Source organism: Amycolatopsis sp. NPDC004368 (assembly GCF_053602515.1).
Genome location: NZ_JBSGDT010000044.1, coordinates 1 through 12230 on the forward strand (window position 1 = coordinate 1; position 12230 = coordinate 12230).

At 70.8% G+C, this 12230-nt stretch carries 13 protein-coding genes and 2 pseudogenes; 10 read left to right on the plus strand and 5 right to left on the minus strand.

Annotated elements, in window-relative coordinates:
• The coding region (locus tag ACWEOE_RS36910; protein ID WP_452017590.1) for a GlxA family transcriptional regulator at nucleotides 1-875 on the plus strand (875 nt) is incomplete at its 5' end.
• Between the two features lie 11 nt (nucleotides 876-886).
• Here the strand turns inward: ACWEOE_RS36910 and ACWEOE_RS36915 are convergent.
• Nucleotides 887-1615 carry a hypothetical protein gene (locus tag ACWEOE_RS36915; protein ID WP_452017592.1) on the minus strand — a complete coding sequence of 243 codons (729 nt, stop codon included), beginning with the start codon at nucleotides 1613-1615 and terminating at the stop codon, nucleotides 887-889.
• Between the two features lie 265 nt (nucleotides 1616-1880).
• On the opposite strand from ACWEOE_RS36915, the gene ACWEOE_RS36920 reads away from it, so the two are divergent.
• The 4 genes from ACWEOE_RS36920 to ACWEOE_RS36935 all read left to right on the plus strand — a co-directional run bounded on the left by ACWEOE_RS36920 (nucleotide 1881) and on the right by ACWEOE_RS36935 (nucleotide 7154).
• The gene (locus ACWEOE_RS36920; protein ID WP_452017594.1) at nucleotides 1881-2777 is read left to right on the plus strand and encodes a M24 family metallopeptidase; all 897 of its coding nucleotides are present in this window, start codon (nucleotides 1881-1883) and stop codon (nucleotides 2775-2777) included.
• Nucleotides 2778-3022: 245 nt separating this feature from the next.
• Nucleotides 3023-4387 (plus strand): FAD-dependent oxidoreductase, encoded by a 1365-nt coding sequence (locus ACWEOE_RS36925; RefSeq protein ID WP_452017596.1) that lies wholly within the window; start codon nucleotides 3023-3025, stop codon nucleotides 4385-4387.
• Between the two features lie 173 nt (nucleotides 4388-4560).
• Nucleotides 4561-5022, plus strand: coding sequence for a hypothetical protein (locus ACWEOE_RS36930; protein WP_452017598.1), 462 nt, complete (start codon nucleotides 4561-4563; stop codon nucleotides 5020-5022).
• Nucleotides 5022-7154, plus strand: a complete 2133-nt coding sequence (locus ACWEOE_RS36935) for a bifunctional polysaccharide deacetylase/glycosyltransferase family 2 protein (RefSeq protein WP_452017600.1) — start codon at nucleotides 5022-5024, stop codon at nucleotides 7152-7154. The genes ACWEOE_RS36930 and ACWEOE_RS36935 overlap by 1 nt, the downstream gene beginning before the upstream one ends.
• A gap of 427 nt (nucleotides 7155-7581) precedes the next feature.
• On the opposite strand, the gene ACWEOE_RS36940 is transcribed toward ACWEOE_RS36935, so the two are convergent.
• The 4 genes from ACWEOE_RS36940 to ACWEOE_RS36955 all read right to left on the minus strand — a co-directional run bounded on the left by ACWEOE_RS36940 (nucleotide 7582) and on the right by ACWEOE_RS36955 (nucleotide 9791).
• Nucleotides 7582-8010, minus strand: a complete 429-nt coding sequence (locus ACWEOE_RS36940; RefSeq protein ID WP_452017602.1) for a VOC family protein — start codon at nucleotides 8008-8010, stop codon at nucleotides 7582-7584.
• Nucleotides 8007-8348: an ArsR/SmtB family transcription factor gene (locus ACWEOE_RS36945; protein WP_452017604.1), complete on the minus strand. Its 342-nt coding sequence runs from the start codon at nucleotides 8346-8348 to the stop codon at nucleotides 8007-8009. The genes ACWEOE_RS36940 and ACWEOE_RS36945 overlap by 4 nt, the downstream gene beginning before the upstream one ends.
• A complete protein-coding gene (locus tag ACWEOE_RS36950) occupies nucleotides 8345-8806 on the minus strand; it encodes an SRPBCC domain-containing protein (protein WP_452017606.1) in 462 nt (153 codons plus the stop codon). Before ACWEOE_RS36950 ends, ACWEOE_RS36945 begins: the two co-directional genes overlap by 4 nt.
• 124 nt (nucleotides 8807-8930) lie before the next feature.
• Nucleotides 8931-9791, minus strand: coding sequence for a YihY/virulence factor BrkB family protein (locus ACWEOE_RS36955; RefSeq protein ID WP_452017608.1), 861 nt, complete (start codon nucleotides 9789-9791; stop codon nucleotides 8931-8933).
• A gap of 450 nt (nucleotides 9792-10241) precedes the next feature.
• On the opposite strand from ACWEOE_RS36955, the gene ACWEOE_RS36960 reads away from it, so the two are divergent.
• The 5 genes and pseudogenes from ACWEOE_RS36960 to ACWEOE_RS36980 all read left to right on the plus strand — a co-directional run.
• Entirely contained in the window at nucleotides 10242-10493 is a 252-nt protein-coding gene (locus tag ACWEOE_RS36960) for a hypothetical protein (RefSeq protein ID WP_452017610.1), read from the plus strand.
• Nucleotides 10494-10501: 8 nt separating this feature from the next.
• Complete coding sequence (locus ACWEOE_RS36965) at nucleotides 10502-10648, plus strand: hypothetical protein (protein WP_452017612.1); 147 nt, start codon at nucleotides 10502-10504, stop codon at nucleotides 10646-10648.
• Nucleotides 10649-10757: 109 nt separating this feature from the next.
• The gene (locus tag ACWEOE_RS36970) at nucleotides 10758-11339 is read left to right on the plus strand and encodes a dihydrofolate reductase family protein (protein WP_452017614.1); all 582 of its coding nucleotides are present in this window, start codon (nucleotides 10758-10760) and stop codon (nucleotides 11337-11339) included.
• A gap of 119 nt (nucleotides 11340-11458) precedes the next feature.
• Nucleotides 11459-11506 (plus strand): annotated as a pseudogene (locus ACWEOE_RS36975) (hypothetical protein); the annotation flags it as partial.
• A gap of 379 nt (nucleotides 11507-11885) precedes the next feature.
• Nucleotides 11886-12137: pseudogene (locus ACWEOE_RS36980) on the plus strand (response regulator); the annotation flags it as partial.
• Nucleotides 12138-12230 lie beyond the last annotated feature (93 nt).

Sequence of the window (12230 nt, forward strand, 5' to 3'; positions counted from 1 at the left end):
CGAACCTCTTCGGCGCGGAGTACTCGCTGTCCTTCGTGTCCCCCTCGGGTGCGGCCGTGGCCACCTCCACCGGGTCGACCATGCCCGTCGACGGCCCCGCCGACAGCGTCACGCGCGCGGACACCGTCGTGGTCTGCGGCGGCGACGTCCTCGTCGGCGCGCCGATCGATCCCGAGCTCGTGGCCGCCATCCGGGTGCTTCGCGAGCGGACCCGCCGCCTCGTCTCCATCTGCACGGGGTCCTTCGCCCTGGCCACGGCCGGTGTGCTGGCCGGGCGGCGAGCCACCACGCATTGGCGTCACGCGCCGCTGTTCGCCCGGGCGTTCCCCGACGTTCAGGTGCTCCCCGATGCCCTCTTCGTGGAGGACCGCGGGGTGTTCACGTCGGCGGGCGTGTCCGCCGGGATCGACCTCGCCCTCGCCCTCGTGGAGGCCGACAACGGCCCCGACCTCGCACGTGCCGTCGCCCGCAACCTCGTCGTGTTCATGCAACGGCCCGGCGGCCAGTCGCAGTTCTCCGCCCCCCTGGAGATCAAACCCGCCCGGACACCGACGCTGCGCGACGTCGTCAACCTCATCTCCGCGGACCCCGGTCTCGATCACAGCGCCGCCCGGCTGGCCGACCGGGTCGGGGTGAGCACCCGGCACCTCATCCGGCTCTTCCAGGCCGAGTTCGACATGCCACCGGCGCGGTACGTCGAAAAAGTCCGGCTTGATCACGCCAAATCGCTGCTGGACTCAGGACACAACGTCGAAGAAGCCGCGGCGGGCGCGGGATTCGGCAGCCCGGAGACGATGCGCCGCACCTTCGTCGCCCGCCTCGGGCTCTCGCCGAGCCAGTACCGCCACCGGTTCAACACCACAGGCAGGCCGTAGCACCGGGCCGGTCAACCGGCCGAGAAATTCAGCGCCCAGCGCACCGCCTTGCCCAGTGGTGTGGGAATCAGCAGTGACATCCGGCCGCCGGGGAGTTCTTCGGCGTTGCGGCGAGCCAGCGCCGAAAGCGTACGGCGGATGTCGTGCGACGGGTACCGGGCATAGGCCTGACCGATCGCCCCGGGCGGCAGGTGCCACCTGCGGATACCGGCGAGATCGGCCATGGCACCACCCTGCACGTAGTACGCGACCGGGTCCGCCGACCGGTCAAGGCCGGGAGTCGCGTGCGCGACCACGGCATCGGCGGCGTCGAGGGCTCTGCCACGCGGCGCGCCGGCGCGGTCGAAAACCTCGAGAACGGCGTCCGCCGAACGCCGGGTGAAATCCTCCCCGGGCACGCTGAGGAGCATTCCCGAGTCGTGCAGCAGCGACGTCACGAAGAGGAGTTCCGCGTCGACGTCGGTCTGGTCCACCTGGGCCAAGGCTGTTCCGAGCAGCCAGGTCCGGTAGCCGTGGAACAGCAGCGTGGTGCCCTGCTTCTTGGCGATCTCGACGGCCGTGGCCGCGACCTTCGTGTCGGGAAACTCGGCAACGAGGGCTTCCGTCGAGCGGATCGACGGCGCTGTGAGGAATCCGCCGATCGTCTCGAAGAGGAACTTCCGCATGCCGGCGCGCACGGCGGAGCGCTCGGCGCGAGTCAGCACACCGTTCGTTTCACAGACCCAGTCGTAGCTGGCCATCGTGGACGACGAGATCGACCGGCTTGCTGCGCCACGGCTTGCGTATACGAAGACTCCAGTGGGACGGGGGCTGCCGGCCTCCAGTCTTCGCGGTCGGGAAGGCCCCCGCCAGGCGGCGGGTGACCTGCGGCCCACAAATCCGGACGCGACCGGGCGGCCGTCCGGATCCGAGGGATTCTGGTCAGCATCTGCCCTTCAGCACCACTCACGCCCCGCAGACGCTGGTGCTGATCGACATCCCAGCCACCACCGGAGGCACCCGACCTTGACCCGCGAACTGTTCACCGACGACGAACTCGTCGCGTTCAAGGCGGCTCAACGCCTCGCCTTCGACGCGGTTCTCGCGGTCGAAACCGAACTGCACGAAGGAATCACCGAGCGGGAGGCGGCCGGCAAGCTCGAACGCTGGCTGCGGGCCCGCGGCGTTTCCCACTTCTTCCACTACGGTTTCGTCTGGTTCGGCGACCGTACCCGGTTCCTGGACTTCCCACCGCTGCCCCGCCGGGTCCGAGACCTCTTCGAGGCCAAAGCCGCGCGGGGCACGGGACATTACCGGCCGGGTGGCCGTCGGCTCGCCCACGGTGACGCGGTCATCCTCGACATCGGCCCCATCCATCGAGGTGGTGCCGCCGACATCGGGTACTCGTGCGCGTTCGGCGAGCAGCCCGAGGGCTTCCACGAAACCCGAATGGCACTCGCCGCCCTGCGACCGATCATCCTGGACCTGGTGCGCAACGGCGATTCCCAGGCCCGGATCGACAAAGCGGTGGACGAGTACGCCCAGGACCACGGTTGTGTGACCATCCACTCGATGTACCCCGGGTCCGCGATCGCGCACCGCGTCGGCCGGGTGCCGGGCCTGCGGTTGCCGACGTTCAACGTGCGCGGGTTCAGCCCGCAGACGGTCGGGTACCTGGCCGGCGACGTCGTCGGATCGGCTCTGCGCCTGGACCTTCGTTCCGCGCCCTTCTGGAAACCGGGCTCCGACCGGCCGTGCGAGCCGGGGTTGTGGGCGTTCGAACCGCACCTCGGCCGCGGCGAAGTCGGCGCGAAATGGGGCGAGGTCCTCGTCGTGACCGAGGACACCGCGTACTGGCTCGACGACGAACTGCCGCACGTCCGTTACGGGGCCGACCACGGTGGTGTCCAGGACGCTTCCTGACCGCGAGTCATGGTCCGCACGACCCGGGCAACACGTCCCGGGTCAACCACCGCGTGGCGCCGGCCGGCTGATCGGGTGTCCTGTGTGGTCGGTTGTCAAAGTCCCTGTGTCCCTTGAGGTGACGGTCACGTCGTCCGGGCTGTCGCCCCCACCACACCCGGCCCCACAGCGCCCGCGTCGGCCTATATTCAAATGTACGTACATTTGAGTGCGCCCCTACGCACAGCCCAGCCAGGAGGAGAACCATGTCCACTGTGGACGCCACCCACTTCGATCTCGTCGTGATCGGCTTCGGCAGAGGCGGCAAGACCCTGGCCGCCGCGCTGGGCCGGCGCGGCAAGCGCGTCGCCCTGATCGAGCGGTCGGCGCAGATGTACGGCGGCACCTGTCCCAACGTCGGGTGCGTGCCCACGAAGTCGCTGATCCACCACGCCGAAACCGGTACCGAGCACGGCGAAGCCGTCGGCAAGACGCGGACCCTGACCACGAGGCTGCGCGGCATCAACTTCTCCACCCTCGACTCGATCGACTCCGTCACCGTCCTCACCGGACAGGCCGCGTTCGTCGACGCCAAGACCGTGGCGGTCAGCGCCGGCGACGAACGCCTGACCGTGTCCGGTGACACCATCGTCATCAGCACGGGCGCCGAGCCCGTGCTGCCCGCCATCCCCGGCTTCGCCGGCAGCTCCCGCGTCCACACCAGCACCGACCTCATCGGGCGCGACAACCTCCCGCGCAGGCTGGCCGTGCTCGGCGGCGGGCACGTCGGCATCGAGTTCGCGTCGATGTTCGCGCAGTTCGGCAGCGAGGTGACGGTGCTCGACCGGGCGCCGCGCATCCTGGGCCGCGAGGACGACGACGTCGCGGCGGCCGCGCACCAGGTGCTGGCCGACACCGGCGTCGCGTTCGTCCTCGGCGCTGAGGTCACGCAGCTGTCCGAAACGCCCGAGGGCGCCCGGCTCGACTTCCGCCGGGGCACCGACGCCGGCTCGATCGTCGTCGACGCGGTCCTGGTCGCGGCCGGCCGCAAGCCCGCCACGGACGGCCTCCGCCTGGACCTCGCGGGCGTGGCGACCACGCCTGACGGTGCCGTCGCAGTGGACGACCGGCTGCGCACCAGCCAGCCGCACATCTACGCGGTCGGCGACGTCAAGGGCGGCCCGCAGTTCACCTACGTCTCCCTCGACGACAGCAGGATCGTCGCCGACCAGCTCACCGGCCGCGGCACCCGATCCACCGCCGACCGCGTGCACATCCCCTCCACGCTGTTCTTGACGCCGCCGCTGGCCCGCGTGGGCCTCACCGAACGCGAAGCGCGCGAGCAGGGGTACGCCGTGGAGGTTGCGGAAAAAGCCGTCGCGGACATCGTGGCGATGCCCAAGGCGAAGATCCTCGGCGAGACGCGAGGACTGATGAAGTTCGTGATCGACGCGAGGACCGACCGGATCCTCGGCGCCGCGCTGCTGAGCGTCGACGCCCAGGAGCTGATCAACCTGGTCACGCTGGCCATGCGCCACGACGTCACCGCGGCGGATCTGCGCGACGGGATCTACACGCACCCGTCGTCGACCGAAGCGTTCAACGAAGTGCTGGCCGCCGTGCGGGATTGACACCCGCGGCCCTGAAGATCCACAACGGACACCACTGCCCGGTACCCGAACTCGCCGCCATACCAAGGTTTCGGCTTGATCGGTGTGTGAGATTGCCGGTCCCAAGGCGGATCGGGGTTCGCTCACGGTCCGTGGTGTGCTTGGGTGAGCTCTCCCCGCCGATGGAGTGACGCATGCCCGACCGTGGTGATCTCGTGGAAGACGAGGCCGCAGCTGCACCTGTGTTCGTGGACGCCACGGGGCGGCGGCGCAAGCTCTTCCGGCGGGCGGCGATCGGTGGCGGCGTCCTGACCGTCGGGTACGTCGTGGTCCTGGTCGCCGCCTTGCTGGGTGCCCCGGTGCCCTCGCCGCTGCTCGTGCCGATCACGCAGTTCGGCGCTGGGCACACCGACGTCACGACCACTCCCGCGGACCCGCCGGACCCGAGCACCACGACCGACGCCCCGCCGACGCGCGAAGCCGGCACCGACCCGACGTCCGTGCGCGTGGGCGCCCCCGAGCGGTCCGTCACGACGACTGCGGCGCAGCCGCCGGCCACGACTGCCACGACCGTTTCCGGGGCCGAGCACCGCAATTCCCATGCCCCGGACACGCCGCCGGGCAAAGCCGACACCAGCAAGAAGCCGCGGCCCTGATGGCGACCGGCCGCCACCGGCCCCGGAGAGGCGCTCCGGCCCCGCGTGCGCATTGGTTCCTGCTGCTCGCCGTGCTGGCGGCTGTCGTCGGCCTGCTCGCGCTGCACGCCGTGGTCCTGGGTGAGTTCCACAGCGACGAGTCCGCGCCCGAGACCACCGCGTCCGGCGTCCCCTCCGGGGTGCGCACCGGGGGCTCCCTGATCGACACCCGCAACGGATCGCCCGACGTGCGGCGTCCGCCGGACAAGACCCTCGCCCTGACCTTCGACGACGGCCCCGACCCGACCTGGACCCCGGCGATCCTCGCCGTGCTCGACCGCTACCACGTCAAAGCCACGTTCTTCGTCACCGGAGCGCACGCGGCCGAGTACCCGGGGCTGGTGCGCGACATCGCGGCCCACGGCCACGACATCGGCAACCACACCGCCACCCACGTCGACCTCCGGTCGGTCGGCGAGCTGCGCACCCAACTCGAACTGCGCTTCACCGACCTCGCGGTGGCCGGTGCGGCCGGGATGTCGCCGGCGCTGGTCCGTCCGCCGTATTCGGCGACACCCGCTTCGATCGACGACCCGGCCTGGGCGTCCATTCAGCGGATCGGCGCCGACGGCAAGATCACCGTGGTCTCCGACACCGACTCCGAAGACTGGCAACGGCCCGGCATCGCCACGATCGTGGCGAACGCGACCCCGAAGGACGAGCGCGGAACCGTCCTGCTGATGCACGACGCGGGCGGCGACCGTTCGCAGACCGTGGCGGCGCTCGACCGGCTGATCCCGGCGTTGCAGGCCAAGGGGTGGCGGCTGGGCCCGGTCAGCTCCGCGGTGGGCCTCGGTTCGGCCGGCGCGCCGGCCGGTTCGGGCGAGCGGGTCGCCGGCTGGCTGCTGATCGGGGCCGTGCAGGCCAGTGGCGTGGTGGCGAGTTCGCTGACCGTGCTGCTGATCGTCGCCAGTGTGCTGGCCGGACTGCGCACCTTGGTCACGCTGATCACCACCGCGGTGCACCTGCGGCGGCGCCGCTCGCTGCGGCTGCGCACCGTCACCGAACCCGTGACCGTGATCGTCCCCGCCTACAACGAGCGCGCCGGGATCGAAGCCACGATCCGGTCGATCCTCGCCTCCGACCACCACGTCCTGGTGATCGTCGTCGACGACGGGTCGACCGACGGCACCGCCGAACTCGTCGAGAAGTACGTCGGCCGGCGCGTCCGCTTGATCCGGCAGGAGAACGCGGGCAAGGCCGCCGCGCTCAACACCGGCATCGCCGCCGCGCCCACCGAGCTCGTGGTGCTCGTCGACGGCGACACGGTGCTGGAACCCGGCACCGTGCGCACCTTGGTCCGGCACTTCGCCGACCCCGGGATCGGCGCGGTCTCCGGCAACGCGAAGGTCGGCAACCGTCGCGGTCTGCTCGGACAGTGGCAGCACATCGAGTACGTCATCGGGTTCAACCTCGACCGCCGGCTCTACGACGTGCTGCAGTGCATGCCGACCGTGCCGGGTGCGATCGGCGCCTTCCGCCGGTCCGCGGTCCTGCGGCTCGGCGGCATCCCCGTCGACACCCTCGCCGAGGACACCGACCTGACCATGGCCATGGAACGCGCCGGCTGGCGGGTCGTCTACGAGCAGGAGGCACGGGCCTGGACGGAGGCACCGGCCACGCTCGGCCAGCTGTGGAAGCAGCGGTACCGGTGGTGTTACGGCACTCTGCAGGCCGTCTGGAAACACCGCCGCGCCGTGGTCGAACGCGGCGCCGCCGGCCACCTCGGCCGGCGTGGCCTGCCGTACCTGCTGCTGTTCCAGGTGCTGCTCCCGGTGCTGGCTCCGCTCGTCGACGCCGCCGCCCTCTTCGGGATCCTCACCAGCGACGCGCTCACCGTGTGCGCGTACTGGCTGGTTTTCCTGGTGCTGCAGGCGATTCCCGCGGTGATCGCCTTCCGGCTCGACGGTGAGCGGCTGCGTTCGCTGCTGCTGCTCCCGCTGCAGCAGTTCGTGTACCGGCAGCTGATGTACCTCGTCGTCGTGCAGTCCGTGGTGACCGCGCTCGCGGGGGTGCAGCTGCCGTGGCAGAAGCTTCAGCGCACCGGTCTGGACCTGGACACCGCGAACCCGCCCGGGTCGCCGCGGGCTTGATCAGCGCAGCACGACCCGCAGATGTGCACGGTGTTCGAGATGAGTCGGGCACACGCAGACCGGCGAGGACACGACGGCGTACCTGCTCGCGCGCGGCGCGCAGCCCCTGCGGCCGGCGAACGACCACACCCGGCAGACCGCGGACGAGATGGCGCAGGAGCGCGGCCACTGGCTGCCGGTCGAACTGTTCGCCGGCGCCGGAGGTGATCAGCGGCTGCCGGAACAACGCGGTGGGGCTCAGCGCGTACGACGGGCCGGATCGGCGCAGCGGCAGCAGGACGTCCGAGCCGCCCGAGCCCGTGCTGTGGCTGCAACGACGGCGGCGCGTTCCTCGCGTCGGTGCGGCAGCCTCGCTCCTGCGCCCGCCCCGCTCTTCGCCCGCGGCGGCATTGTGCGGCCAGGAATCCGTGATCCCCTCCGACGTGCCTCAGCCCTCGTAGACCGAGAGATCCTCGTCCGTGCCCACCAGCCGGTACACCTGGCCGCCGGGCGCCTGGAAGTACAGGTGCGGGTCGGGCACGTCGAGCACGGTCACGCCGAACGCGACGATCTCGCGCCGCACCCGGTCGACGTCGTCCGCCTTCAGCTCCAGGAAGATCGATCTCGCGAAGTCGTTGTCGCTCAACGGGTTCGCCGCGGCGTAGGGCACACCCTCGTCGGCCGGGCTGCCGTCGCCGCCCGCGTAGAGGAAGGCTAGGCAGTAGTCCGCGCCGAGGCGGAAGTCGTCCTTGTCGGCGAGCTCCCTCGTGAGCCGGGCACCCAGGACGCCACGGTAGAAGGCGCGGATCCGTTCCCGGTCCGCGCGCCGCACCCGCACGGCGGCGTGGTTGCCGAACACCACCACCGGCCCGCTCATTTTCCCTCCCCCGCGCGCTCGATCGACTCGGCGATCGCCTTGATGCGGTGCAGGCGCGCGTCCCAAGCCGTGCCGACCGTGGTCAGCTGGGCGACGGCGCGCGCGAACTGCGCTTCGTTGACCACGTAGCGGACCTCACGTCCGTCCTTGTGCGGCACCACGAGTTCCGCCCGTTCCAGCACACCGAGGTGCTTCGCCACAGCTTGGCGTGTCACCGGCAGCTCCGCGCTCAACCCGGTCGCCGTGCCCGAGCCGTCGGCCAGCAGCACGTCCAGCAGCCGGCGCCGGGTCGGGTCACCGAGTGCCGCCCACAGCTCGTCGTCCACCACCCGGGTCACGCGCGCACCAACCGCTGCGCGTACGACACCAGGTTGCCCAGGTGGTGATCCCAGCCCGAGCTGTGGTCGCGGTGGTACGCCTCCAGCTTCGCCGCCTCCCAGCCGATTTCCCGGAAACCTTCCTCCGTCAGCCGCAGCACCGTTTCCCCGCCGTCCGGCCTCAGCTCGAACGTCACCAGGAACGAGTTCCCCGCCGTCGCCGGCTGCCCGTCCGGCTGCATCCAGCGGAACGCGAACCGCCGGGGCGGGTCCGCCTCGACCACACACACCTTGACGACGAGCTGGCCACTCCCGTCGCGCCGCTCCCGGCTCATCCGCCCGGCCGCACCCGCCGACGCCGCGAAGTCCACCTGGAACCCCCACCACGCCGCGATGTGCTCCGGCCGCGTGACGACCTCGTACACCACCTCCGGTATCGCGGCGATCCGGATGTCCCGCTCGATCGTGCCGTACTCCATGACCGTCCTCCCTGTAGGCAACCAATGGTTGCACGTTAGCGGACGTGGTCAGCTTGAGCAACCATCGGTTGCACAAATGACAGGGCTACTCCGTGCGTCCGGCGGTCACGCCGACGGCGGCTCGCTACTCGATCGCGCCCCTGACCGACCGGAGGTCGATCTCCACGCCGACCAGTAGCGCGAAGTGGCCGACCCAGAGCCACGCGAGAAACACCACCGCGGTGCCGAGCGCGCCGTAGCCCGTGGCGAAGGTCGCGTTGTACCAGGAAAACGCGCCGGAACCGGCGAGCCAGAGCAGCACGCTGACGACGCCGCCCCGGCTCACCCACGCCGCCCGCCCGCGCGGGGCGCCCGGCAGCCCTCGGTGCAGCAGCCCGAAGAAGACGAGGAGCACCACGGCCAACAGCGGCCAACGCAGCACGTGCCAAACGCCGGCGACCAGGTCGGGCAACCCGACCGCCCGCTCGAGGGCGGCGCCGAGCGGACCGCCGGCCAGCAGCGCGAACGTGATTCCCGCCAGCATCGCGAGCATCAGGAGAGTCAGCGGCAGCCGCGACACCTTGGCGACCCAGGGCAGCCGGGTGTCCGGCACACCTCGGATCCCGCCGATCGCACGTTGGCAGGCAGCGACGTAACCCGACACCGCCCACACGCTCGCGACCAGCCCGACCCCCACGACCGTTCCGGCCGCGGTGCGCTCGTGCAGGGCATCACGCAGAACCGGCCCGACCCCGGCGGCACCGGCCGGCAGCAGTTCCACGAACCCGTCGACGACGGCGTCGGTGTCCGGCGTGGAGCGCAGGGTCAGCTCGAGAATTCCGATCAGCACGATGAGCGCGGGAAAAATCGCCAGCAACCCGAAGTAGGTCAGCGCCGCGGCACGATCGGGCAACTGATCCTCGGCGACGATCCGCGCGGCGGCCTTCGCTCGACTGCGCAGCGCGCGGACCGCGGGATACGACCTCGTCAGGTGCTCACGCCTCATCTTGCCGAGTCTGCGCCGGCTTCGGCCGTGTGACCTCGTTCGGGAAGGTGGAAACCTGCGGCCGCGTTCCTCCGTACGGTTCCTCGACCGGCCGGCGCCCGACGGCGGGCCGGAGAAGGGCGAACTCCGAGGCGTGAGCGGCCGTGCCGGAGGCGGTGAACACCGCCTCCGGCACCTTCGCGCTCTGCCCGGCGTGGACGCGATCCTGCCCGCGAACGCGCCATCGCCCAGCGCCGACTCAGGTCACGCGAAACCAGGCAGAGCCTGGTCGCCCCATGCCGCATCGCCGTGGCCGGAATACCCTCGTGCCCGAGGCATGCGCCGGCACGATGCCGAGCCCCCAACACCAACCCGGCGACTGCACACACGAAGGCTGCACCGCAAGCACGGTGAACTGTCTCCGGGTTCACCCGAGATCTGTTGCAAACCATTTGTTTGTCTCGCGCAAGTATGAGCACCCCGTGGGTATGCGCAGCGGGGCTGCGGGCCACCGTCTTCGAACGAGACCCCGACGCCGGGACCCGCGGCCACGGCTACCGCTTGCACATCGACGGCAACGGCGACGAGGCGTTGCGCCGGTGCCCGCCCGATGAGTTGTTCCGCCGCGAACGCGCCACCTCGGCGCAGCCCGGCCGCGGCAAGATCACCACCCACAAGTCCGACTTCGCCGACGTGACCGCTTGCTGTGGGGAGAGATCTTGAGGTCCGGTGTGGACGTCCGATTCGGACGGACGGTCATCCACGCGAAGGACACCGGCGACGAAGTCGTCGAGCGCTTCGCCGACGGCGGCGAGGAACGCGGTGACCTGCTGGTGGGCACCGAAGGCGTCGGTTCCGCTCGGCGGTGCGCACGGTGACCGCGGCCTGGGGCGTGGCCTTCCTGCTCGACCTGCCCGGCCTGCGGCAACAACAGCGACAGCTCACCACCCGCTAGTTTGGGGATACCCCCAACCAGAGGAGAGCGCTGTGGGCAAGGTGGTCATGTACAGCTCGGTGTCGGTGGACGGCTTCGTCGCGGACGAGAACGACCAGCCCGGGCCGCTGTTCGACTGGTTGTCCAACGGTGACGTCCCGTTGGACGAGAGCGGCGTGCTGAAGGTGTCGCAGACGTCCTACGACTACACCCGGCCGTACTGGGACCGGATCGGGACGACCATCGTCGGCCGCCACGTCTTCGACCTGACCGACGGCTGGGACGGGGAGCCTCCGGGCGGCGTCGACCACGTGGTCGTCGTGACGCACCGCCCGGCGCCCGAGGGCTGGGACCCCGCGGCGCCGTTTCACTTCGTCGACGGCGTCGAGGCAGCCGTGGCCAAGGCGCAGGAGCTCGCGGGTGACCGCATCGTCGAGGTCGCCGCCGGTGACGTCGGTGGCCAGGTGCTCGCCGCGGGTTTGGTCGACGAGGTGCGCATGGACGTCGTACCCGTCGTCTTCGGGGCCGGCAAGCGCTACTTCGGGTCGGTCGACGCGTTGCACCTGTTGGAGGATCCCGACGCGATGATCCAGGGCAACCGGGTGCTTCACCTGCGCTATCAGGTGCGCCGCTGACTGGTCCGCGCGGATCCTGCGGACGTTCAGTCAGAGCCGAGCGGGCTCGCCGGGCCGCGGCCGAGGAGCAGTTGCGGACCGCGCAGGAGCTCCACGACACCGTCGGTCATGGTCTCGCTGTGATCGCGATGCAGGCCGGCGCCGGACAGCACGTGCTGGACCGTGATCCGGGACGGGCGGGGCAGGCCCTGGCGGCGATCGAGGACACCGCCCGCGCCGCACTCGACGGCTGCGCGCAGAGGTCGCGAACCTGCACACGGACGATCCGACGACGACAGACGACTTGGCGGCGAACAGCGATGGTGCCGGCCGGCTCACCCCGGGCGACGGCGTCGCCGCCCTGCCACGTCTGGTCGAGCGGATTCGCGGCGGCGGGATTCCCGTGGTTCTCGACGTGGACCCGCGACTGGATCACCGATCCGTGCCCGTCGACACCGATCACGCCGCGTACCGGATCACCCAGGAGGCGCTCACGTTGCCCGCGGCCGTACCGGCGAAGCTCCCGTGATCCGCTTCGTCGTCGTGGACGACCAGAGCCTGATCCGGGTGGGCCCGGAAACCCGGTTCTCGGTCGAGGACGACATCACGCTCGTGGGCCAGGCCGACGACGGCGAGAGCGGCTTCCGCCTCATCCGCCGCCAGCGACCGGACGTCGTGTTGCTCGACATCCGGATGCCAGGCTGGGATGGTCTCGAGGTCCTGCGCCGCATCACCGCCGACCCCGAACTGGCCCCGGTGCGCGTGGTCATGCTCACCACGTTCGAGAGGGACGACTACATCCTCGCAGCCCTGCGTTCGGGCGCCGGCGGGTTCGTCCTCAAAGACAGCGGCGCCCGTGACCTGCTCCACGCCATCCGCGTCGTCGCCTCCGGCGAATCGCCGCTCTCACCA

Bases quoted from the DNA above. Each gene is read 5' to 3' on its own strand.
- ACWEOE_RS36915 (WP_452017592.1), bottom strand. From the start codon at position 1,615: ATGGCCAGCTACGACTGGGTCTGTGAAACGAACGGTGTGCTGACTCGC.
- ACWEOE_RS36925 (WP_452017596.1), top strand. From the start codon at position 3,023: ATGTCCACTGTGGACGCCACCCACTTCGATCTCGTCGTGATCGGCTTC.
- ACWEOE_RS36930 (WP_452017598.1), top strand. From the start codon at position 4,561: ATGCCCGACCGTGGTGATCTCGTGGAAGACGAGGCCGCAGCTGCACCT.
- ACWEOE_RS36935 (WP_452017600.1), top strand. From the start codon at position 5,022: ATGGCGACCGGCCGCCACCGGCCCCGGAGAGGCGCTCCGGCCCCGCGT.
- ACWEOE_RS36940 (WP_452017602.1), bottom strand. From the start codon at position 8,010: ATGAGCGGGCCGGTGGTGGTGTTCGGCAACCACGCCGCCGTGCGGGTG.
- ACWEOE_RS36950 (WP_452017606.1), bottom strand. From the start codon at position 8,806: ATGGAGTACGGCACGATCGAGCGGGACATCCGGATCGCCGCGATACCG.
- ACWEOE_RS36955 (WP_452017608.1), bottom strand. From the start codon at position 9,791: ATGAGGCGTGAGCACCTGACGAGGTCGTATCCCGCGGTCCGCGCGCTG.
- ACWEOE_RS36960 (WP_452017610.1), top strand. From the start codon at position 10,242: ATGAGCACCCCGTGGGTATGCGCAGCGGGGCTGCGGGCCACCGTCTTC.